Below are 22,597 nucleotides of genomic sequence, written 5' to 3'. Positions count from 1 at the left end.
TACTCCTCCTTTTTAGTGCTCCACTTCGTATCGTATGCTAAAATAACGTCGGAATCCAGCGGAAGAAAGGAAGTCTGAATAATGGGAAAAGCAAGAACTGATAAACTTGGTCAAATGAATGTGCTAAAATCAAGAATGCAGCTTCTCTGTCATACAATCGATTCACTCGATGAATCATCAGATATCGAAGATTTGGAACGACTGATCGTATCACTGGATCAACTCAAGGCGAAGGTCGTTCGATATGCGAAGGATATGAAAGAACAAGAAGAAACGAAAAAAGCGGTAGATTGAGACCGCTTTTTCATTTGCACAAACGGAAAGGATGAAATCAATGGCAACAAAAATCAAATTAAAGACAGGTGAGGTCCGTTCGGTCACGTGTCTACGGATGGGAATCAACGGTGAAGGGATCGCGACGCTCGAGCGACAAATCGTCTTCATCCCAGGATTACTCGTCGGGGAAACGGCACAAATCGAGATCACGGAAATTCATGCGAACTATGCGAATGCAAAAATCTTAAAGCGTGACGATCGTTCACCAGACCGTGTTACTCCACTTTGCCCGGTCTATAGTGTCTGTGGCGGCTGTCAATTACAACACATGAGTTACGATGGACAATTGCGTTATAAGGAAGAAATGCTTCGCAACGCTTTCTTGAAATCAACGAAATTGAATGTCGAGAAAGCGGATATCCGTCCGACAATCGGTTCGAAGGAATGGGAATACCGCAACAAGTCGCAATTCGTCGTCGGTAAACAGGGGAATGAGATTGTCAGCGGTCTCTATTCCGCTAATTCGAATCGTCTGGTCGCGATCGATGATTGTGTCGTCCAAAACAAGGACACGCTTCGCGTCAACCAAGCTGTCACGAAATTACTCAATGACTATAAAGTACCCGTTTATCATGCAGCAAAACAAGACGGTGTCATGCGCCATATCGTCGTCCGGACAGGAATCAAAACGGGTGAAATTCAGGTCGTACTGGTTGCTTTTAAAGACGGCTTCCGTGATCTAGAAGGTTTGTCACGCGATATCATGGATATCCCAGGTGTCGTCTCGGTCGCACTGAACATCAATGATAAGTTGACATCACGTGTCTTCGGAGAAGAGACGGAAGTCTTGCGTGGCGTGGAACGGATTGAAGAAGAAATGGGCGAATTCACGTATCAACTGTCTCCGCGTGCCTTCTTCCAATTGAATCCGGAACAAGCAGAGCGGATGTATGAAGAGATCGCGCGTGCTGCTGCTTTGACAGGCGAAGAACGTGTCGTTGATGCCTACGCAGGTGTTGGTTCAATCGGACTTTGGATCGCTAAAGGAGCAAAAGAAGTCCGCGGTATGGAAATCATTGAAGAAGCTGTCGAAGATGCCAATGCGCACATGAAGCAATACGGATTCGACCATGCCCACTACGTCGTCGGTAAGGCAGAAGCGTGGATTCCACGTTGGGTTAAAGAAGGCTGGATTCCGGATGTCTTCATCGTCGACCCACCACGCTCAGGTTGCGATACACAATTGTTGAACGCGATGATCTCGTCTAAAGCGAAAAAAATCATCTATGTCTCGTGTAACCCGCAGACGCTTGCACGCGATTGCGATCACTTGATGAAAGCGGGATACAAGGTATCGTACATTCAACCGTACGATATGTTCCCACAAACAGCGCACGTCGAAGCAATCGTCGTGCTCGAAAAAAAGAAAAAGAAAAAGTTCTAAGTAACAAGCCCGTATGCACTCTTTGAACGAGTGGACATACGGGCTTTTTGTCATGTTTGCGAAAGATAACCGAACGTCGCGTCACACTCAGCGAAGCGTTCCTTCAACCGAGCAACACGATCAACAGGAAGTGGACCGCGCTCGATCAGTTGCTGATTCAGCGCGAGGTGTTCTGGTCGAGATGTACCGATGATGGCTGTCGTGATCCCTGGCTCAAAGACCGTGAAACGAAGTGCAGTTTCAAGCCAACTGGATTCCTCGAGTGGATAAGCGAGTTGTTGCGCACGTTCCCAGTAGGGTTCGACGTACTGTCCGACCGGACGCTCCGTGAAGCGCCACGGGGCGTTACCGATTGGACGCTTGGCGATGACACCGTGATCTAGAAGGGTGGGCAGGACTTCATCGACACGTTGATCAAATAGATTGAATGACGTTTGGAAACTGTCGAAGCGATTCGTTTCGATAGCATATGTTAAGTCTTCCCGATCACCGGAATAAGCGATGACGCGGACTTTTCCAGCTTGTTTTGCTTGTTCAAGCGCTTCGATGACATCTCCCTGGGCGAGAATTTCTCGACTACAAGAATGGAGGTGTACGATGTCGAGATGATCCGTTTGCATCGTCTGTAAGGCTTGATCGATGCCACCATGGACCGCTTCAAAGGTCCAGTCCTGCGTACCGGGAACATCGTAGCCGACTTTCGTCGACAGAATGACGTCGTGGCGACGATTCTTTAGAAATTGCCCGACGCGTTGCTCCGATAAGCCATAGCCGCGTGCTGTATCGATCAGATTGATGCCGAGATCACGTGCTTGTTCGAGTAAATAAACTGCTTCGCGATCCGTCATCTGTTCTGCGCCGATGTGACCAGCTCCGAACCCAAGCGGGGATACGAGTAGGTCGGATGTTCCAAAACGTCTTAACTCCATGAACGATACTTCCTTTCAGAAAACCTGTAGTTTTATATCGATGATGCTCGTTTTTGTTGAATACGATAGACCAGATAACCAACGAGTGCCACGCCTGCAATCGACCATTGGATGATGGATGAGGATTGCATGAACTGATGGACGGCGAACACTTCGATTAACATGGCTGGAATTTTTCCGATCGTACTCGCAGTCAGGAAAAGTAGGATGGAAATACCACTAGCAGCACTGACGATGTTGACGATGCCAGACGGGACGAACGGTAATAGCCGCAGCAAGATGATCGTCCAAAATGCTTCATGTCCTCGTTGTGCTTGCAGTTTTTGTTGCAACCGAGCGAATCGATCGGGAAGTGGGCGACGAAGGGCATACCGCAGTCCTTTTCGGTAAAGTAGAAACGCACAAACCGCACCTAGGACTTCACCGATGAAAGAGAGCAATGTGCCCATCCATAGACCGAAATAGACGAGATTCGCAGCGGTGACGAACGTACTCGGTAGGACACCAAGTACACTGACGACGACGCCGACTAAGATACTAACGAACGGAGCGAACGGTCCGAAAAGTTCAAAGGTTTGGATGACATGATGTTCCATCATTCGAATCCATCCTCTTCATCCGGAAGAAGCGGTAACTCGATGTGGACAGTCGTTCCTTCTCCAAGAACGGAGTCGAACCGGATTGTCCCATCATGACGATCGATGATGTGTTTCGTGATGGCAAGACCAAGACCGGTTCCGCCATCTTTACGCGTCCGTGATTTATCGACACGGTAAAAACGTTTTGTCAGTCGATCAAGATGCTCTTCCGGAATGCCTTCTCCTTCGTCCCGGATAAGACAATGCGTCCGGTCGCCGATCGTTTCAGTCGATAAGAAAATCTGTTTTCCAGGCGGTGTGTACCGTAAGGCGTTATCGAGTAAATTGCCGAAGACTTGCTCGAGGCGGTCCGTATCGCCTAAGACGATTTGATCCGGGTCGAGATTCATGACGAACGTGACTCCTTTTGACTGGGCGATGGGTTCCATCCGGTAAATGACATCTTCAAGTACTTGACTGAAGACAAGTGGTTGTTTCGACATCGGATAGGAATCGCGTTCAAGTTGAGCGAGATCGAGCAGATCATTGACGAGACGTTGCAGACGTTCCGTTTCCCGCTCGATGATTTGGTAATACTGCGCACGCTTTTCTTCCTCGAGCGAATCATCCTGCATCATCTCCGTATAGCCACGGATGTAGGAGAGAGGTGTCCGTAATTCGTGGCTGACGTTCGCGAGGAACTCTTTACGCTGCTCGTCGACTTCTCCGAGCGATTCCGCCATCTTATTTAATGTTTCTGCGAGCTCCCCGATCTCATCGTCTGATTGAATCGGAATCCGGTAATCAAAGTCACCTTGCGCATAAACAGTCGAGGCGCGCTTCATGTCAATCAACGGACGGATGATCGTATCGATGATTTGTCGTCCGAAGATGACGAGATTCAAGACGATCAGTCCGATCATGAAGAAGATCATCAGACGGAGTGGGCGGAATGGTTCACTGATTTGGCCAAGTTCCAGATATAAAATCAGTGTACCGACCAGTCGATTGTTTTCGATGATCGGAAACCCGGTCATCAAAATGTCCGTTCCTTCAATCGGATGGGTCCGACTGGAGACGACGGTTTCACCGTTTCGAAGTTCTTCGATATCCGCATTCGTCAAAAAGCGCAGTCCAGCTGGATTTTTCTTCAGGAAATCGATGAAGAAGACTTTCGATTCCGTCAACTCATTCGTATAAGTCATTCCATCGTAAAAAGCACCAGATAATCCTTCAGATTCATAAATGTTGATCAGCTTTTCGCCTCGGTTCAATAAGATATCTTCCTGCGTCTGAAGATAGAACCGGTCGTAGAGATAGAAAGTGAGCAGGACGAATAAAATAGCGGAAAAAACGCTTGTGAACCAAATCGTGATCCAAATCCGGCGCCGGATCGTATAGCGCTTAATCATACTTCCTCGAATTTATAACCGATGCCCCAGACCGTTTGAATCGAGCCACCAGCTTCCCCGAGCTTTAAGCGAAGTGTTTTGATGTGTGTATCGACCGTCCGTAAGTTCCCGATATAGTCCGCACCCCAGATTTGATCGAGTAACTGTTCGCGAGAAAAGACCTTATCATTGTTTTGAGCGAACAGGTGCAACAAATCAAATTCCTTACGCGTCAGACTGACCGGCTTGCCATTGACGTGGACACTCCGACTTTCAGTGTCGAGTTCAAGCATGCCGAGCGTCAAGGTAGCCGATTGATCAACTGTAAAGCGATGAGAACGACGAAGCGTCGCTTCGATGCGAGCAAGCAATTCTCGAGGGCTGAATGGTTTTGTGATATAGTCATCAGCTCCGATTTTCAGACCGTGAATACGATCGAGCTCGTCCGAACGTGCCGTCAGCATGATGATCGGAACGTTTGAGAATTCACGGATGCGCATACATGCTGTCAAGCCGTCCATTTCCGGCATCATGACATCGAGTAGAACGAGATGGAATGTATTTTGTTGAATGAGATGGATCGCTTCTTGTCCGTTAGAAGCTGTCATCGTCGTGTAGTGTTCTTTTTCAAGATTCGAGACGAGAAGGTCACGCATTTGTGCTTCATCATCTACTACGAGAATGTTAAACGATTCTGGCATTAGTCTTCGCTCCATTTCCTGTAGAAGAAAGTGTTTCTTCCATAAAGATGAGTTTTCTTATTTATCATACCATTTCAAACTTTAGAAGCGCATGCGTGGACACAAAAAAGCATGAGAGACAAGGCTCTCATGCTTCGAGTTGTTGGTGATCGTATAGTGTTTCGAGCTCCCGACCATGAATGTACATGTGGAAACTAGATTTTGAGACTTCATATAGCGTGAACTGTGTCTCGCCGGCATTCAATTGCTCAAGAAGCGCAGGACGCAACTCATCCGCACAGAACGCATACGGCAATTTTTCAGCTGCTTTTTGTGACCGAATATTGCTTTTGCGAATTTTCATGAAGACACTTTCGTATCCAAGCTCAAAGAACAGCTCAGAGAAGAAGGCTTCTTTCGCTAAATGATTGTATCCTTTACCATGATACGGTTTACCTAACCATGTACCGAGAAACCCATATTGTCCTTCGATATCGAGTAAACTAATCGTACCAATCGGTTGATCGAATTCATCTAGGATGGTACGTGATACGATTTCACCACGTTCTTCCTCTTCGATTGCCTGCTTTGTAGTAAACAGAAATTCATCAAAGTACCGTGTTTTTTGGCGGACGTACGGATATACGTCTTGATGCTGCATCAGTTCGAACAAATCAGCGCAGTCGCTCAGCTCCCGTTGCTTGAGCATACTTCCATTCCTCCTTTTAGGACCGCAAGAATGATTGTCGAAAGCTACCTGTCTGACTCGTTTGAACCGCGCATGGTATGCCTTCTTCAGTTGTCGGATAAGATAATATTACCTTCTTTTTTTAAAATTGCAAGAAAATAATTTTTGTGAAAAAAGATACAAAAACAAGATGTTTTCCGTAAGCGTCTAAAACCCCCGAAAGGTGCAAAAAACACCTGGCGGGGGTGGGGTTAAGTCAAGTTCAGTTGAGCGTGTTCAAAAATGATTTTTCCGTCAATCATCGTCATGAGCGGCTTCGCTAAATAGTCGAGTGGGAAGTGACTCCATAGGACGAGATCCGCGTCTTTTCCGACCTCGATCGATCCGACGCGATCGTCCACACCGAGCGAGCGGGCTGGATGAATCGTGATCGCGCGCAAGGCGACATCGACCGGTAGACCTTCTCGTGCAGCTAGACCGGCACAGAGATTCAAGTACTGGACAGGGGTGTACGGATGATCGGTCGTAATGGAGATTTCAAGACCATGCTCATGAAGAATTCGATACGTTTCCCATGTCTTATTCTTCAGTTCGATTTTAGACTTTCGCGTGAAGGTGGGTCCGACCGTCACTTTTTCAATCGGTAATTGTTCCATCTCTTTTGCGACGAGATGACCTTCCGTACAATGTTCGATACGTAAATCGAGATCGAACTCTTCCGCAAAACGAATGGCGGAAAGAATATCATCTGCTCGGTGCGCATGTACACGAAGCGGCATTTTATGATCAAGGACCCGTTTGATCATCTGATGGGCGAACGTTTCGGAAACTCGTTGTGTCCGAACTTCAAGAAAGGCTTCGCGCAACATCCCCATGATGCCCATCCGTGTCAGTTCACCGGCGCGACCAGCACTATGGACACGCTTCGGGTTTTCACCGAGCGCCACCTTCAGACCCGCATACTTTCGAAGAATCATATCATCGATGAACCGTCCGTGCGTCTTGATGACACTCGTGACGCCGCCGATGATGTTCATGCTACCAGGCATGACTTGAACGGTCGTGATCCCGTGTTCGACGGCTTCCTTAAAGCCTTCATCCAGCGGATAGACGCCATCAATGGCACGCAGATGAGGAGTCATCGCGAAAATCGTCTCATTCGCATCATTTCCGACGGTTCCGGTACCTTCGTCATATAATCCGAGATGTGTATGGGCATCGATGAAACCGGGCAATAAAAAGTGACCTTCTGCTTCAATGACTTGATCGTTGTCTAAATGATCCAGTAATTCACCGATTTCAATGATTTTTCCATCACGAATACGGATGTCCCCGTAAAAACTGTCCGAAGTAATCGGATAGATATGTGCATTTCGAATTAAGATATCCAAGTATCGTCCACCCCTGTACTAGTTTGAATGCTCGATTGCTCGCAATGCATCCTTTAGTTCAGCATACCGAAACTTGTATCCGTTTTCGAGCGCTTTTTTCGGGATGACACGAGCTCCTTCTAGTACAATCGTACTCTTTTCACCGAGTGCGAGCTCTAACGCGAAGCGTGGCGCCGGGAGCCAGTGTGGGCGATGTAAGACTTTTCCGATCGTCTGTCCAAAACGGCGCATCGTCTCCGGGTGAGGCGCAGTGATGTTCAGTGGTCCTTCGACTGTCGGGGTCTCAAGTGCGAATAGGAATAAATCGACTAAATCATCGATGTGGACCCAGGAGACCCACTGTTTTCCGTCGCCCATCGTCCCACCACCAAACAAGACATAAGGCAGGCGCATTAACGGATAAGCGCCACCGGCTTTCGTTAAGACGACACCGATTCGTGGATGGACGAGTCGAATGCCAGCGTCGGCAATCGGACGGGCAAGATCTTCCCACGCGACACAGACATGACTTAAGAAGTCAGCGGTCGGTGGAAGGGGGTGATCTTCAGAGAAGGTTTGATGCCGATCTTGTCCGTAAATGCCAACCGCAGAAGCAGACAATACGACATTTGGCTTTTGATCGAGTGCTTCAACGATTCGAACGAGCTCCTTCGTCGTGCTGACGCGACTGTCGAGAATGACGCGTTTGCGTTCATCTGTCCAACGTCCGTCGTTGATCGAAGCACCAGCCAGATGAATGAATGCATCAACGCCCTCTAAGTGCTGTTCCGGTTTTGCGTCTTCTGTCATCCACTTGATATATGTGACATGCGCGTCATTTGCTTTCGGATGACGCGTTAAGATAAAGATATGATGTCCTTGCTCGAGTAAACGCTTCGTCAAGGCTTGACCAATCATACCGGTTCCACCGGTAATCGCAATGTTCATGTAATCCATCCTCCCTGAAATAAGTAAAAGTAGATTCTTTCCATTTGTTCCCGTTCCATGGTTTCACTCAAACATAGACCTGCCTGTTCATGATATCGTAGAACTACTGAATCAGGTTAGGGGAGGGAACGACATGAAGATCAAACGGATCTCGACGCAGAAAAAGAACAGCGAACGATTCAATATCTATGTCGAGCGTGATGGCAAAGAAGAATATGCCTTTGCCGTAGACGTTGATATCTTAATTAAATACAATCTACAACGCGATAAGGAACTCGATGACGATTTCGTCAAGGAAGTGTTGACGGCTGAAGAACAGCAAAAAGCGTATCGTCTCTCGTTGAATCATTTATCGTACCGCATGCGGGCGACGAGTGAAGTCGTCGCCTATTTAACAGAGAAAGAGACACCGGAGCATGCGATCAAACATGCAATCGAGCGATTGACGGAGCAGCGCTATCTGGATGATCAACAGTTCGCACTTGCTTATACGGCAACGAAAAAAGCGACGACACCTCAAGGACCGGGACGGATTCGACGCGACCTTGAGGCATTGAAGATACCGAAGACGGCGATCGATGAAGCGATCGTGACGTTTACAAATGAAGAGGAATACGAAAAAGTCCTGAAGTTTTTGCGGCAAAAGCAAAAAGAGCTGCAACGGCGTTCCGTGCGGGAACTGACACAAAAGTTACAGATGACGCTCATGCAACGCGGATTCTCGTCCGACTTGATCAAGGCGGGCATCGAAGAGGTGTTTCGAGCTGAAGAAGGGGACGAAGAAGAACAAGCGGCCCTTTATCAAGCACGCAAGTATTATCCGAAATACCGGCAACTTGAACCGTTCGAACGCGAACAGAAAGTGAAACAAGCGCTCGTCCGAAAAGGATTTCCATACGGTCTAGCGGCTCAAGTCCTCGAACAAGTCAAAGAAGAAGAGGCGGAATAATAAAAGCAAGACGAAAAATTGACAATTATCCGACAATTGTGCTATTCTACGCACAGACTAAGAAAAGGAGGAACCGTCCTATGAAAAAGCCAATTGGTTTCACTCATATCCAACAGCTGAATACGACGGAGACTCTTGAGCACGTATAAGTAATTCATTTCATGTGCGAGCAAGGGGATTCGTCTCCCGAGCGCGCAGACGAACAAGAATGCATCATGCCCATTTCAAGGCATACTGATTCTCGGACTGCATCCGGAAATCCGTATGCCTTTTTGCGTGCTCGGAAAAAGTACTTCATTTCACAGTAAAGGGGGGACCCTCATGCGTTTATTTCGGCAATTGAGTTGGTTTCTAAAAGAACACAAATCATCGTATCTCGTAGCAGTCGTCTTATTGATCATCACCGGCTTCATCGATTTAACGCCGCCATGGCTGATCGGTAAGGTCATCGACGGATTGCGGTCGGGATCGATGGACCAGGCGACGCTCTTGCAATACGTCATCGGATTAACAGTCATTTCCATCGTTTCCTTCATCTTGACGTATCTGTGGTTAGCGAAATTATTCGGAACGGCATTTTTATTAGAACGGACACTTCGGAGTCGCTTCTTTATGCACTTATTGAAACTGACGCCGACGTTCTACCAAAAGAATCGGACGGGAGACTTGATGGCGCTCGCGACGAACGACTTGAAGGCGGTCGAGCGGACAGCCGGATTTGGTGTCTTGACGCTCGTCGACTCGTTGAACATGACGGCAATCACGCTCGTCGTCATGGGGGTGGCGATCGATTGGAAGTTGACGCTTGCTGCCTTGTTACCGATGCCCCTTCTCGCCTACGCGATGAATAAGCTCGGAAGTCAAATTCACGGACGTTTCATCACTGCCCAGGATTCATTTGGAACGATGAATGACCAGGTCGTCGAGTCGATTTCCGGACTGCGTGTCATCCGCTCGTTCGTACAAGAACCAGTCGATGTTAAACGGTTCGACGATGTCACGACGGATGTCTTTGAGAAAAATATGCACGTCGCAAAAATCGACGTCTTATTTGAACCGATCATCAAGCTGCTCGTTGGCTTCAGTTACTTGATCGGCTTATCGTTCGGGACATATCTCGTCTTTACGAACGACATCACGCTCGGACAATTGGTCGCCTTTAACATCTATCTCGGGATGCTGATCTGGCCGATGTACGCCTTTGGTGAATTGATCAATGTCATCCAGCGCGGAACAGCGAGTCTTGACCGCTTAGAAGCAACGATGCGAGTCAAACCGTTGATTGCTTCGACACCGCGGGAACACGTCGATCGCCCTGAACGGATCGAGATGAACGATTTGACGTTTACGTATCCAGAGACAGCCCATCCGGTCTTACGAGATTTGAATATGACGATCGAACAAGGAACAACGATCGGTATCGTCGGACCAACGGGATCCGGGAAAACGACGTTCTTGCGTCAATTCTTACGTGAGTATCCAATCGGACGGGATATGCTGACGGTCAACGGCGTACCGTATGAAGATGTTGCGCTAGAGACGGTTCGCGGATGGACCGGTTACGTCTCACAAGAACATTTATTATTCTCAAAATCCGTTCGGGACAATATTCTATTCGGTGCAGGTGAAGCGACAGAAGAAGAATTGCAGGAAGCGATTCGTCTCGCATCGTTTGAAAAAGATATCGAAACGCTGGAACAAGGACTTGAGACGATGGTTGGTGAACGTGGCGTCACGTTGTCGGGAGGACAAAAGCAACGTCTCTCGATCGCGCGGGCGATGTTAAAAAAACCAGAGTTGCTGTTGCTTGATGATTCACTATCAGCGGTAGACGCGAAAACGGAATCACATATCATTGATTCGATTCGATCGAATCGCCACCAATCCACGACATTGATTGTTGCCCATCGTTTATCGGCAGTAGCACATGCGGACGAAATCATCGTCTTGCAAGACGGAATGATTTCTGAACGAGGAACACATGACAGCCTGATGGCACAAAATGGCTGGTACGCTCAACAATTCGAGCGACAAAGTGAAGAGATGTAAGGAGGTGCCTCTGCATGAATGAATTAGAATTATACCAACTCGATCCGGCACGTCGGAAGACGACGATCCGTTCGTTGATCCGCTATGCGATGCATGAGAAACAAGCGATCTTTTTAGGATTATTTTTACTCGTACTGGCAGTCGGAGCGGAATTGACAGGTCCGTATATCGCCAAAGTCATCATTGATGAACATATCGTGGCAATTGAGAAGGACTGGGTCGAAGTTAAATCGGACGGTGCGGTCACGTATGACGGCCGTCAGTTCGCCAAAGCACAAGACGTCTCGAAAATTCAGATCGTTCAATCCGTCTCGATCGTCCAAACGACCAACGGCTACTTTTTCGTACCGAAACAAGTCGTCAGTGGAGGAGAGCGGAAAATCAGTGGAAATACGATGACGGTCACGCGTGGAGACGACGTCTACACGTATGATAATATTCAAAAACTGACACAAGGACAGGTCTATGATTTTTATTCAAAAGACTTAAAAGCAATCGGCTGGTTGTCCTTGATCTACGTCCTCTTGCTGCTAGTAGCAGCTGGTTTGAACTGGATTCAGCAAATCTTGCTCCAGCGATCTGCTCATAAAATCATTAAACGGATGCGTCTTGATGTCTTTACGCATCTGCAACGGTTACCGGTTCGTTATTTCGACCAGACACCGATCGGGAAAATTGTCAGTCGCGTCACGAATGATACGGAAACGATTCGCGATCTATATCTCGGTGTGCTCGCCCGGGTCTTCTCGGGAATCATCACGATGGCGGGGATTCTCGTCGCGATGTTCTTCCTCGATTATCGATTAGGACTAGTCTCACTAATCATCATTCCAATCGTCTATTTCTGGATTCAGCTATTCCAGAAACTCGCGACGAAGAACAACTTCAAGGTCCGCTCCCTCGTTGCCGACATGAATGGTCAACTGAATGAGAACATCCAGACGATGCCGATCATTCAGGCTTATGCACGTGAGAAGGAAGTCCTTGCTGAATTCGAACAAAAAAACGAAGAGAACTATCAGACCCGGGCAAAGTTGTTACGACTCGATGCCCTGATGTCCCATAACTTATCCTACTTTTTGAAAAACTTGACGCTCGCCTTATTGATTTGGGTCGTCGGCGGAAAAAGTCTGACGAACGGCTCGTTTTTATCGCTCGGGATCTTATATGCGTATATCGATTACGTGTCCCGTTTATTCGAACCCGTCACCCAAATCATGAATCAGCTGTCACCACTACAACAAGCACTCGTGTCAGCGGACCGGATGTTCCAGTTGCTCGACGAAAGGGGAGAGCCGGTCGAACAAGGTCGCGTTGCTCGGTTTAAAGGAGCGGTGTCCTTCAAGGACGTCGAATTTAGTTATGAAGCGGGAAATCCCGTGTTACGTGAAATTCAAATCGATGCTCGTCCTGGCGCGACGATTGCTCTCGTCGGACACACGGGTAGTGGGAAAAGTTCGATCATGAACCTGCTGATGCGTTTCTATGATCCGTCAAAAGGACAGTTGTTGATTGACGGACAGGACGTGACGCGTTTGCCGAAACAAGCGGTCCGTGAGCATATGGGCATCGTCCTACAGGATCCGTTCCTCTTCACAGGAACGATTCGCTCGAACATCACACTCGGCAATCCTGACATTTCCGAGGAACGTGTTCGCCAAGCGATCGAAGCCGTCGGCGCGGATCGGTTCATTGATCGTTTACCGAGCGGACTCGATGAACCAGTCATCGAAAAAGGTGCCACGTTATCAGCGGGTGAACGACAGTTGATCAGTTTTGCCCGTGCGTTAGCGTTCGACCCTGCGATCCTAGTTCTTGACGAAGCGACAGCGAGCGTTGACTCGGAAACGGAAGCGGTCATTCAGGATGCCTTGCTGACGTTGACGAAAGGGCGGACGACGTTCATCATCGCCCACCGCTTGTCGACGATCAAGGATGCGGATGAGATTCTTGTTCTCGATCATGGTCGGATCGTCGAGCGAGGATCCCATGATGTGCTCCTTGCAACGTCCGGGATTTATGCGAAAATGTATGCGTTACAAAGTAAACGGAATCTTGAATTGAAATCAAGCTAATCCATCCAGTTTCTCCTCCTTTTCGTTTATACTGAAAAACGAAGAGGGGGAGTTTTTGTAATGGAGACACGGATGAGTCAATTATCGAAATACGAGCTTGAGATGTTGATCACGAAATTAAGTGAACAAAAACGAAAAGCGGAGCAGCACGGGAACGTCAGTGAAGTGGAAGTCGTGACGCGAAAAATCGCCATTGCGAAAAGTTATTTGATCGATCCGGCACGATTCGAACGGGGAGCCTTTTACCGAATCGAAGGAGAAGAGGCACGATTTGAGTTACACTTCGTCAATGGCGTCATGGGCTGGGGGCATTTTGAAGGAACCGCTCAGGAAGTCGCGATTCCGCTCGCGTTATTCACAGGAGAGGGAGAACAGACATGACGAATCGAGAACAAGCCCTTCAGCAACTGGCTGAAGAATTATTGCAAGTGAATGAAGTATTAACCCCGGAAGAAGCACTGACGTGGGTCGAAGTGCTGTGGGAAGATTTCGAAGCGACACTCGCGCGCGCAGGTGAGAAATATCAAGGTGAAGCCGTTGCGGTTCATTTCGTCGAGCAGCAGATCAAACAGCACGGGGCAATGTTACACCGATTTAATACAACGAACGAAAAATTCAAGCATTTGATGACAGGTCGAAACGTCGAATGAAAAAAGCTCCGCACATCGGGATTTCCGTTGCGCGGAGCTTTGTCTTTATAATGCAGGGATGAACAGTTTTTTCTGCAAGGTCCGTTCGCTGAAGACCCAGCCGGTATAGGAGCTGACGATCTCTTGTGTAGCAGCGTCGATTCTGACGACGGCAACGAATGGATAGACTTCCTTCGTGAAGTAACGTAAGTTCGTAAAGCGGTATTCGACAATACCGTCCTTTCGTGAGACCGTATACGTATGAATCTTCGAAAACTCAAGAAACGCTTGCAAGTCCGCGTTTTGTTTGACGATTTCGTACAAGGCGTCACCGTGTGGTTCGTCCTTGATGCGGAAGTTTCCGCATTCGACGACCGTTCCACTGTTGATCTTAACGACAGAATACTCATCGCGTAAACGTGCCGCGACATGCCACTCATCCCATTTCATGCCAGGGGAGATGAACAGTTTATGCGCGCCGCGATAATAGCGGGCTGCGGTCGCGAGGGCATCGTTTCGTAACTTAAACTGCACAGCGTAATAGATGATGACGATGGCAATCAAAATCGGGAAGATGACGATCGTCGCTCTCGTTAGTAGCCAAATCCCGAACGCGGCATAATACATCGTGAACAGATATGGATCAAATGTATTGATGACACCCCAACCGATCCAGGATTTTTTGAACGGGTGTAAGGCTTGTGTACCGTAAGCGTTAAACAGATCGACAAAGACATGAAGAGCGACAGCGATCTGCGCCATTAGCCATAATGAAGTCGGAGGTACACCGAATAACGTGCCGATGACGATTGAAAGTAATAACGGCCAGGCGAGCAAAGCGATCAACCCGTGCGATTTTCCACGGTGTTGACGCAAGTAGGCGCTGTTTCCTTTAAACTTAAAGACAGTATCGAAGTCCGGTGCGTGTGAGCCGACGAGCGCCGTCGTCGTCACGGCAGCAAACATCGTCGTGCTCGCTGCGACGTCAGGGTGTAGCGTCGAGATGGCGGCGAGACAAAGTCCCATGCCGATATGCGTACCAGTATCCAATGCGAATTCGCTCCTTCTATAAAATCGTGATGGTGAATCCATCGAGGTTCTGCCGAGTAATTTTTAATAAATATATCGTATCCAAGAGAAAAGAGGTAACCTTTTGACTGTCGTTCAAGAATATTTCACAAACTTTAATAAAACACAATTTACCACAGAACTGATTGCCTGGTTCCTTCGTGAACAGCGGGATCTCCCATGGCGAAGAACCAAAAACCCATATCATATCTGGATTAGTGAAATCATGCTTCAACAAACGCGCGTCGATACAGTCATTCCGTATTATGAGCGCTTCACGAAACGTTTTCCGACACCGCATGATTTAGCAGAAGCGGATCAAAGTGAAGTCCTGAAGCACTGGGAGGGCTTAGGGTACTATTCCCGTGTCAAGAATCTTCAAATCGCGGTTCAGGAAGTTGTTGAAAAATATGATGGGATCGTTCCGGACGAAAAGGAATTGTTCAGTCAACTGAAGGGTGTCGGTCCGTACACGACAGGAGCGGTTCTATCGATTGCTTATGGGCAAGCAGAACCAGCTGTAGACGGAAACGTGATGCGCGTCCTCTCGCGTGTACTTGGGATTTATGAAGACATTGCTGCACCGAAGACACGGAAATTGTTTGAGGCGGCGGTACATCAATTGATTGATCCGGCTGATCCGTCCAGTTTCAATCAAGGCTTGATGGAACTCGGCGCGATGGTCTGTACACCGAAGTCTCCGATGTGTGGACTCTGTCCTGTTCAAGACGTTTGTTTTGCATATGATCGAAATGCACAGGAAGAACTACCTGTGAAGACGAAGAAAGGGAAGACGCAAATTATTCCGTATGATGCTCTCGTCTATGAAACGAACGGAAAAATCGCAATTGAACAACGAGCAGAAACAGGTTTGCTCGCAGGGATGTGGCAATACCCACTTCGAGAAGCAGAAGAAGATCGTAATGGGACACTTGTCGGGCACGTTCGACATATCTTCTCACACCGGATTTGGGAAATTGCCGTCTATCGCGTGACTGAACAGCCGGACCAGACGGTACTGGTTGATCAGGAAACGTATGCGACGCATCCAGTATCTGTCGCGCAAATGAAAATTGATCGACTATTAAAGGGGGAGATCTAATGCATACTTTTCGTTTTGAGACACGTGTCGATACATCAAAGGAGCAAGCGTGGGATTTTTTAAGTGACGCCAAGGCCTTAAGTCGATTGACGGTATTTCCGCAAGTGAAGACGTCGGGCGATACGCGGACACGAGCGGGAAATACGATTCGTCTACGCGTTGGTGTTCCTCCACTATTTGTCTCGTGGACGTCTTGGATTCCTTTCGTAGAAGAATATGTCTTCGTCGATGTCGGTACAAAAGTGCCGTATCCATTTCGGGCATGGTGCCACGTGCACCGAGTCGAAGAACGTGAATCTGGCGTCTTTTTCGTGGATGAAGTGACGTATGCATCCTTCTTGCCCGCCTTCGTCATTGAAGCATTCATCTTGAAACCGATGTTCAAACAACGAAAAAATGCGATTTTGAATCACTTTCAAGCCTAAATTCCGTCATTTTTCTGAAAAAATACCCTTTCGTTTTTCATGCGTTCTGAAAATGGGTATAATAAGCACGAGAGTATAACAGAATGGAAGAAAAACGCTTTAGAAAGGAGTAGCACATGAGTCGATTCCCAAAAGAAAGTAGCAAGATTGAGATTCAAAGTTTCAAACATAACGGGAGCTTACACAGAGTTTGGGAAGAAACGCTCGTGCTGAAATCGACGGAAGAAGAATTGATTGGGTTCAATGACCGCATCATGGTCAGTGAATCGGATGGTCGTCAGTGGCGAACACGAGAGCCTGCAATCTGTTACTTTTCAACAGAACTCTGGTTCAATGTCATTTGTATGATTCGGGAGGATGGCATTTACTATTACTGCAATCTTGGATCACCTTCTACGTTCGATGAGAAAGATCGAGCAGTCAAGTACATTGATTACGATTTAGATATCAAAGTGTATCCGGACATGTCCTACATGATCCTCGATGAGGACGAGTATGAGAAGCATCGCCGCGAGATGAACTATCCGAAGGCGATCGATCGTATTTTGAAAGACAATGTCCAAATCCTGATTCAATGGATCCGCAGTCGCAAGGGTCCATTTAACCCGGCTTTCGTGGATATGTGGTATCGTGAATATGAAACAAGATATCGGAGATGATGGTTCGCCATCGTCTTTTTTTAATTGAAGGAAGTGAAACACGTGGCAACACAAGCAAAACGTAAGAAACAAGGTTCGATCCGCCGCTATATGGCGTTCGTCAAGCCGTATCAAAAACAGATTCTCCTAACGGTTTTCGTCGGGATCATCAAGTTCTCGATCCCACTTGGACTTCCGTTGTTGTATAAGTACATCATCGACCATATCCTAACTGGAAACACGATGCCGATGGCGGAAAAAAGTAAACAATTGGCGTATTTGATCGGAGCGGGTGTCTTCATCTTCCTGATCGTCAAGCCGCCGCTCGAATACGTCCGTCAATACCTCGCGCAATGGTCCGCGTCTAAGATTTTATTTGACGTTCGTAATCGATTGTTTGATCATGTTCAGAAATTATCGCTTCGTTTTTATTCGAATACGAAAACCGGAGAAGTCATCTCGCGAATCATCAATGATGTCGAGCAGACGAAAGACTTCGTCGTCACGGGATTAATGAACCTATGGCTTGATATGATTACGATTTTCATTGCGATCGCTATCATGTGGACGATTGATCCGAAGTTGACGCTCGTCGCCATTATTCCGTTACCATTCTACGCCCTCGCCGTTAAGTTCTTTTACGGTCGCTTACGCGGATTGACACGGGAACGTTCGGCAGCACTTGCGGAACTACAAGGTCATTTGACGGAACGGGTCAACGGCATGGCAGTCATTCGTAGTTTTGCACTCGAACCGCACGAGAACAAAGCGTTCAAACATCAAAATGATGGGTTCTTAAAAGCGGCGCTGCGTCAAACGAACTGGAATGCGCGGACGTACGTCGTCGTCTCGACGATTACGGACTTCGCACCAATCCTTATTTTCGGGACAGCGGCGTTCTTCGTCTTGAACGGACAAGTGACACTCGGGACGATGGTTGCGTTCATTGGTTATATCGACCGTCTGTATGCGCCGCTCGGTCGTCTCGTTAACTCCTCAACGACGTTGACACAGTCGATCGCTTCGATGGACCGGATGTTCGAGTTTTTAGATGAGCCGTATGACATCACGGAAAAACCGAATGCACGCGATCCAAAAGATGTCCGCGGAAACGTTCAGTTCGAAAACATCAGTTTCGCTTACGAAGAAGGCGGCGAGCTAGCGATTGATCGCTTAACGCTTGACGTTCAAGCAGGCGAACGGATTGCTTTCGTCGGGATGTCAGGTGGTGGGAAATCGACGCTCGTCAGTTTAATTCCACGCTTCTATGATGTGTCTGCCGGTCGGATCACGCTTGACGGCGTTGATATTCGTGACTTGAAGTTGCGTGGTCTTCGCGATCAGATCGGGATGGTCATGCAGGAGTCGATTCTCTTCAGTGAGTCGGTTCAGATGAACATTAAGATGGGGAATCCGGAGGCGACGGATGAGGAAGTCGTCGCAGCGGCAAAAGCAGCGAATGCCCATGAATTCATCGAACGATTACCGAACGGTTATCATACGCCGGTCGGTGAACGCGGCGTCAAGTTATCGGGTGGTCAAAAGCAACGTCTTGCGATTGCACGGGTCTTCTTGAAAAATCCACCGATTCTGATCTTGGATGAAGCGACGAGTGCGCTCGATTTGGAGAGTGAAGCGATGATTCAAGATTCGTTAGCGCGTCTCGCGAAAGGGCGGACGACATTTACTGTCGCGCACCGTTTATCAACGATCACTGATGCCGATAAGATTGTCGTCATCGAAAATGGTCAAATTACGGAAATCGGAACACACGAAGTCCTCATGCAAAAACGGGGTGCGTATTTCGAACTGTATGCCATTCAAAATCTGGAACTCGTCGAATAACACAAAAGCAGCGATCCTCATGAGGGTCGCTGCTTTTTTAGGAGGAAGACTTAGAGTCGAGCAAAGGCACGATCGACTGCTGCGATCGTCTCTGTGATGTCGGCTTCCGTATGTTCTGTCGTCAAGAACCACGCTTCGTATTTCGAAGGGGCAAGGTTGACGCCTTCTTCTAGCATCAATTTGAAGAAACGTCCGAACATCTCGCTGTCTGCACGTTCTGCACCATCGTAATCGATGACTGTTTCATCCGTGAAGTAGACCGTCATGGCACCTTTTAGACGGTTGATCGTAATCGTGACGTCATGACGTTTTGCTGCTTCTAGCACACCTTGTTCGAGTAAGGCGCCAAGGTGATCAAGTTTTTCATAGACACCAGGCTGCTCAAGTAGTTCAAGACAAGCGATACCGGCAGCCATGGATGCCGGGTTACCTGCCATCGTTCCAGCTTGATAAGCCGGACCGAGTGGCGCGACGTGTTCCATGATTTCTTTACGACCGCCATAAGCACCGATTGGTAAACCACCACCGATGATTTTGCCGAGTGCTGTCATATCAGGGCGGATATTGAGTAACTCTTGTGCACTGCCGTACGTGAAGCGGAAGGCTGTGATGACTTCATCGTAGATGACGAGTGCGCCGTGAGCATGCGTGATTTCATTGACTGCAGCAAGGAATCCAGGTTGCGGTTCGACGATACCAAAGTTTCCGACGATCGGTTCAACGAGTACACAAGCGACTTGATCGCCCCATTGCTCCATGATTTGACGGTACGATTCGATATCATTGAACGGTGTCGTGATGACTTCTTTTGCCGTCGCTTTCGTGACACCAGCTGAATCGGGAGAACCAAGTGTCGCCGGTCCGCTACCTGCTGCAATCAGCATCAAATCCGAGTGACCGTGGTAACAACCACTGAACTTCACGACCAGCTCACGACCTGTATACGCTCGTGCGACACGAATCGTCGTCATGACGGCTTCGGTTCCCGAGTTCGTAAAGCGTACTTTTTCAAGTGATGGGATCGCTTTTTGTAGTTTATGTGCAAAGTCGATTTCTAGACGGTGTGGTGTGCCGTAAAGAAGACCGTTTTGGGCAGCATGTGTGATCGCTTCCGTAATGTGAGGGTGACCGTGTCCCGTGATGATCGGACCATAGGCTGCTAAGTAATCGATATAGCGATTGCCATCGACATCGTAAAAGTAAGCACCTTCTCCGCGTTCCATATAGACAGGTGCGCCGCCACCGACGGCTTTGAATGAACGGGATGGGCTGTTGACGCCACCAACGATACACTCTTGTGCGATTTCATATAACGCCTCTGAAGTAGGACGTGTAGTGTGGGTAGACATGAGGATTCCTCCAATCGATGATTCGTGAAAAATATCACGATATGATTGTATCATGGACGTCAAATCCGGTGCAGAGCCGTTGACGGAATGCCTATTTGTAGGTAGACTAATTATAAAGATTACAATCTGATAATCAATGAAAGATAGAAATGAGGGGATGGACGTGGCTAACGAAATGCTGGATGACGCCGTGAAGTCGCTTCGGGAATCAGGCGTTCGAATGACACCACAACGTCACGCGATTTTGGAATATTTAACGACGGGACACACGCATCCGACAGCGGATGAGATTTATCGTGCGCTCGAACATCGTTTTCCAAACATGAGTGTGGCGACTGTATATAATAACTTACGCGTGTTTCGAGAAAAGGGAATCGTTGAGGAAATGAATTACGGAGACGCTTCAAGTCGCTTCGATTTCGTTACGACACGCCATTACCACATGATCTGTGAGAACTGTGGAAAGATCGTTGATTTCAACTACCCTGTTCTCGATGATGTTGAGACGGTTGCGGCGCACTTAACGGGCTTTAAAGTCGATCGTCACCGATTAGAAGTGTACGGAACTTGCCCGGACTGTCAATCGAATGTCCAATAAAAAAACGAGCTGCCTTAGCGGGGAGCTCGTTTATTGTGTTTATTATATTTTTCATCGAATTCTTTTCCTTCAAGAGATGGATCCATCGTCAGTGGTTCATCGCAATGCATACATAAGTCGACGCGACCAAGGACTTTTGTTTCTTTTCCACAGTTCGGACAAGTGACGACAGCTGCCTTCGTTGATGTCAGACCAATCAAGAAATAGAGTGCCGTACTGGCGAGAACCATGACAAAACCGAGAAGCATGAGTAAGACCATGATGATTTCAAATTGTTTGAGTAATAGACCGCCATACATGACGAGCATCCCACCGAAGACGAGAAACATAGCTAAGTTTCGCGCGCGGTTTATTTTATTTTTACGTTGTTTTTTCAAGTGAATTCCCCCTGTTGTCAGTCTAGCATAAGAAGTGGGATTGCCTGAAGAAGGAAAGCTTGTTTTTTTGTCGAAAATGGTAACGACGAGTTCGTATAGAAGGGTGAGAAGTACATGGAACAAGCAACACGAACGATTTATTCGGAGTACGCGGCTTATCGTGAAACACAAGGGATCATTGCTGTTGAAAAACGACAGCCACGAGATTCCCTGACGGATCAATTTGATACACTTCTTGTCGTCATCACAAGAGACCCAGAAGTCGAGTGGACGATCAAACATTATCGACTGAATACACTAAAGGTATCATTACACCTCGTACATGAAGATGTCTTATCACGCTGGATTTTGTTAAATGCCAATCGACGCGCGATTCACTGGATTGCAGAAGGAACGATCGTTTTTGAACGGAACGATTATTTAGTTGACTTAAAACGGCAGCTATTAAACTTTCCTGATGAGGAAAGATGTTTACAGATGACGATTTCGTTCGCTAAACTTTTGCGTCGTTTTCAAGACGGAAGGAATTTGTTCAGTCGCGGACATCATTATGATGCCTATACACACGTCCATCACGCATTGCATCATCTCGCGCGATTATCTGTTCTGGAAAAAGGAAAGCATCCCGAGACAGTCGTCTGGGAACAAGCGCGACTCGATGATCCGGATGTCTATAAACTATATGAACAATTATTGATGAGTGAAGAGACATTAGATCAACGTATTCACCTCGCCTTGATTGGACTTGAGCATCTTCTGCAGTCGAAGGTCTTATCGGGAGGACGCTATTTATTTGAAATCATGCGTGAGCGGACAAGTCCATGGACGATGTATGAATTGATGGAAGAAGAGCGACTACAAGAAGTCAAAGTGGATTTAAGTAGTCTGATTGATTTCTTCATGCGAAAAGGTCTGATCAGGATTTCGTATCAAACAACTAAAGGAGCAGGGGTCGAACTCGTAACGTATGAGCCGGTCGTATGACGATCGGCTTTATTTTTTCTATGTGTTGTTTTCGCTATATATAGAAGGAACAAGATTTTAAAAGTTTTTTTAGAAAAACTATTGACGGTATTATATCGAGATAGTATATTAATACATGTCGACAGGGCAACACGCACTGGACGGTGACGAGAACGAAAAAAGATTTCAAAAAGGGATTGACGCTTAAGTTATTCCGTGATATCTT

Annotated in this window: 23 protein-coding genes; 13 read left to right on the top strand and 10 right to left on the bottom strand. The window is 47.5% G+C overall.

Annotated features, from left to right (window positions below):
• The first annotated feature begins 81 nt into the window (after positions 1 to 81).
• Together N179_RS16515 and rlmD are read left to right on the top strand one after the other, a co-directional pair.
• Positions 82 to 294 carry an SE1561 family protein gene (locus N179_RS16515; RefSeq protein WP_023467294.1) on the top strand — a complete coding sequence of 71 codons (213 nt, stop codon included), beginning with the start codon at positions 82 to 84 and terminating at the stop codon, positions 292 to 294.
• A gap of 40 nt (positions 295 to 334) precedes the next feature.
• On the top strand, positions 335 to 1,720 hold the full coding sequence (rlmD, locus tag N179_RS16510; protein WP_058265782.1) for a 23S rRNA (uracil(1939)-C(5))-methyltransferase RlmD: 1,386 nt from the start codon (positions 335 to 337) through the stop codon (positions 1,718 to 1,720).
• Between the two features lie 50 nt (positions 1,721 to 1,770).
• Here rlmD and N179_RS16505 read toward each other — a convergent pair whose 3' ends face one another.
• From N179_RS16505 to N179_RS16475, 7 genes are all read right to left on the bottom strand, one after another.
• Complete coding sequence (locus N179_RS16505; protein WP_075643178.1) at positions 1,771 to 2,649, bottom strand: aldo/keto reductase; 879 nt, start codon at positions 2,647 to 2,649, stop codon at positions 1,771 to 1,773.
• Positions 2,650 to 2,681: 32 nt separating this feature from the next.
• A complete protein-coding gene (locus N179_RS16500; RefSeq protein ID WP_244150250.1) occupies positions 2,682 to 3,248 on the bottom strand; it encodes a TVP38/TMEM64 family protein in 567 nt (188 codons plus the stop codon).
• Positions 3,245 to 4,639: a sensor histidine kinase gene (locus N179_RS16495; protein ID WP_023467298.1), complete on the bottom strand. Its 1,395-nt coding sequence runs from the start codon at positions 4,637 to 4,639 to the stop codon at positions 3,245 to 3,247. Before N179_RS16495 ends, N179_RS16500 begins: the two co-directional genes overlap by 4 nt.
• Positions 4,636 to 5,319, bottom strand: coding sequence for a response regulator transcription factor (locus N179_RS16490; RefSeq protein WP_023467299.1), 684 nt, complete (start codon positions 5,317 to 5,319; stop codon positions 4,636 to 4,638). Before N179_RS16490 ends, N179_RS16495 begins: the two co-directional genes overlap by 4 nt.
• Before the next feature lie 127 nt (positions 5,320 to 5,446).
• Positions 5,447 to 6,007: a GNAT family N-acetyltransferase gene (locus N179_RS16485; protein WP_023467300.1), complete on the bottom strand. Its 561-nt coding sequence runs from the start codon at positions 6,005 to 6,007 to the stop codon at positions 5,447 to 5,449.
• Between the two features lie 230 nt (positions 6,008 to 6,237).
• Entirely contained in the window at positions 6,238 to 7,377 is a 1,140-nt protein-coding gene (locus N179_RS16480) for an amidohydrolase (protein ID WP_055966708.1), read from the bottom strand.
• An 18-nt stretch (positions 7,378 to 7,395) separates the two neighbouring features.
• Positions 7,396 to 8,304, bottom strand: coding sequence for a TIGR01777 family oxidoreductase (locus N179_RS16475; protein WP_055966711.1), 909 nt, complete (start codon positions 8,302 to 8,304; stop codon positions 7,396 to 7,398).
• 133 nt (positions 8,305 to 8,437) lie between these two features.
• On the opposite strand from N179_RS16475, the gene N179_RS16470 reads away from it, so the two are divergent.
• The 5 genes from N179_RS16470 (at position 8,438) to N179_RS16450 (ending at position 14,027) form a co-directional block, all read left to right on the top strand.
• Positions 8,438 to 9,253 carry a RecX family transcriptional regulator gene (locus N179_RS16470; RefSeq protein ID WP_058705034.1) on the top strand — a complete coding sequence of 272 codons (816 nt, stop codon included), beginning with the start codon at positions 8,438 to 8,440 and terminating at the stop codon, positions 9,251 to 9,253.
• A 321-nt stretch (positions 9,254 to 9,574) separates the two neighbouring features.
• Positions 9,575 to 11,302: an ABC transporter ATP-binding protein gene (locus N179_RS16465; RefSeq protein ID WP_075643177.1), complete on the top strand. Its 1,728-nt coding sequence runs from the start codon at positions 9,575 to 9,577 to the stop codon at positions 11,300 to 11,302.
• A 14-nt stretch (positions 11,303 to 11,316) separates the two neighbouring features.
• The gene (locus N179_RS16460) at positions 11,317 to 13,377 is read left to right on the top strand and encodes an ABC transporter ATP-binding protein (protein WP_075643176.1); all 2,061 of its coding nucleotides are present in this window, start codon (positions 11,317 to 11,319) and stop codon (positions 13,375 to 13,377) included.
• A gap of 60 nt (positions 13,378 to 13,437) precedes the next feature.
• Complete coding sequence (locus N179_RS16455; RefSeq protein WP_023467306.1) at positions 13,438 to 13,758, top strand: DUF1811 family protein; 321 nt, start codon at positions 13,438 to 13,440, stop codon at positions 13,756 to 13,758.
• Positions 13,755 to 14,027 (top strand): YfhJ family protein, encoded by a 273-nt coding sequence (locus N179_RS16450; RefSeq protein WP_023467307.1) that lies wholly within the window; start codon positions 13,755 to 13,757, stop codon positions 14,025 to 14,027. The genes N179_RS16455 and N179_RS16450 overlap by 4 nt, the downstream gene beginning before the upstream one ends.
• 45 nt (positions 14,028 to 14,072) lie before the next feature.
• On the opposite strand, the gene N179_RS16445 is transcribed toward N179_RS16450, so the two are convergent.
• Positions 14,073 to 15,056, bottom strand: a complete 984-nt coding sequence (locus N179_RS16445; RefSeq protein WP_023467308.1) for a metal-dependent hydrolase — start codon at positions 15,054 to 15,056, stop codon at positions 14,073 to 14,075.
• A 103-nt stretch (positions 15,057 to 15,159) separates the two neighbouring features.
• Here N179_RS16445 and mutY point away from each other — a divergent pair, with 103 nt between their 5' ends.
• The 4 genes from mutY (at position 15,160) to N179_RS16425 (ending at position 19,084) form a co-directional block, all read left to right on the top strand.
• Entirely contained in the window at positions 15,160 to 16,176 is a 1,017-nt protein-coding gene (gene mutY, locus N179_RS16440) for an A/G-specific adenine glycosylase (RefSeq protein WP_023467309.1), read from the top strand.
• Positions 16,176 to 16,601: an SRPBCC family protein gene (locus N179_RS16435; protein WP_075643175.1), complete on the top strand. Its 426-nt coding sequence runs from the start codon at positions 16,176 to 16,178 to the stop codon at positions 16,599 to 16,601. The genes mutY and N179_RS16435 overlap by 1 nt, the downstream gene beginning before the upstream one ends.
• A gap of 116 nt (positions 16,602 to 16,717) precedes the next feature.
• Positions 16,718 to 17,260 (top strand): nucleoside tri-diphosphate phosphatase, encoded by a 543-nt coding sequence (gene ntdP, locus N179_RS16430; protein WP_023467311.1) that lies wholly within the window; start codon positions 16,718 to 16,720, stop codon positions 17,258 to 17,260.
• 90 nt (positions 17,261 to 17,350) lie between these two features.
• Positions 17,351 to 19,084 carry an ABC transporter ATP-binding protein gene (locus N179_RS16425; protein WP_075643182.1) on the top strand — a complete coding sequence of 578 codons (1,734 nt, stop codon included), beginning with the start codon at positions 17,351 to 17,353 and terminating at the stop codon, positions 19,082 to 19,084.
• Between the two features lie 50 nt (positions 19,085 to 19,134).
• Here the strand turns inward: N179_RS16425 and N179_RS16420 are convergent, their stop codons facing one another.
• Positions 19,135 to 20,433 (bottom strand): glutamate-1-semialdehyde 2,1-aminomutase, encoded by a 1,299-nt coding sequence (locus N179_RS16420; protein ID WP_075643174.1) that lies wholly within the window; start codon positions 20,431 to 20,433, stop codon positions 19,135 to 19,137.
• A 175-nt stretch (positions 20,434 to 20,608) separates the two neighbouring features.
• Between N179_RS16420 and perR the strand changes: the two genes are divergently transcribed.
• A complete protein-coding gene (gene perR / locus N179_RS16415) occupies positions 20,609 to 21,031 on the top strand; it encodes a peroxide-responsive transcriptional repressor PerR (RefSeq protein WP_369792039.1) in 423 nt (140 codons plus the stop codon).
• Positions 21,032 to 21,045: 14 nt separating this feature from the next.
• Here perR and N179_RS16410 read toward each other — a convergent pair whose 3' ends face one another.
• Complete coding sequence (locus N179_RS16410) at positions 21,046 to 21,408, bottom strand: DUF2614 family zinc ribbon-containing protein (RefSeq protein WP_029340912.1); 363 nt, start codon at positions 21,406 to 21,408, stop codon at positions 21,046 to 21,048.
• A gap of 114 nt (positions 21,409 to 21,522) precedes the next feature.
• Between N179_RS16410 and N179_RS16405 the strand changes: the two genes are divergently transcribed.
• Complete coding sequence (locus N179_RS16405; RefSeq protein WP_035398755.1) at positions 21,523 to 22,392, top strand: nucleotidyltransferase-like protein; 870 nt, start codon at positions 21,523 to 21,525, stop codon at positions 22,390 to 22,392.
• Positions 22,393 to 22,597: the final 205 nt, after the last annotated feature.

This window comes from Exiguobacterium indicum HHS 31 (assembly GCF_001939065.1).
GTDB lineage: Bacteria > Bacillota > Bacilli > Exiguobacteriales > Exiguobacteriaceae > Exiguobacterium_A > Exiguobacterium_A indicum.
The sequence above is the reverse complement of the archived record's forward strand: the minus strand, read 5'-3'. Positions and strand labels throughout refer to the sequence as shown.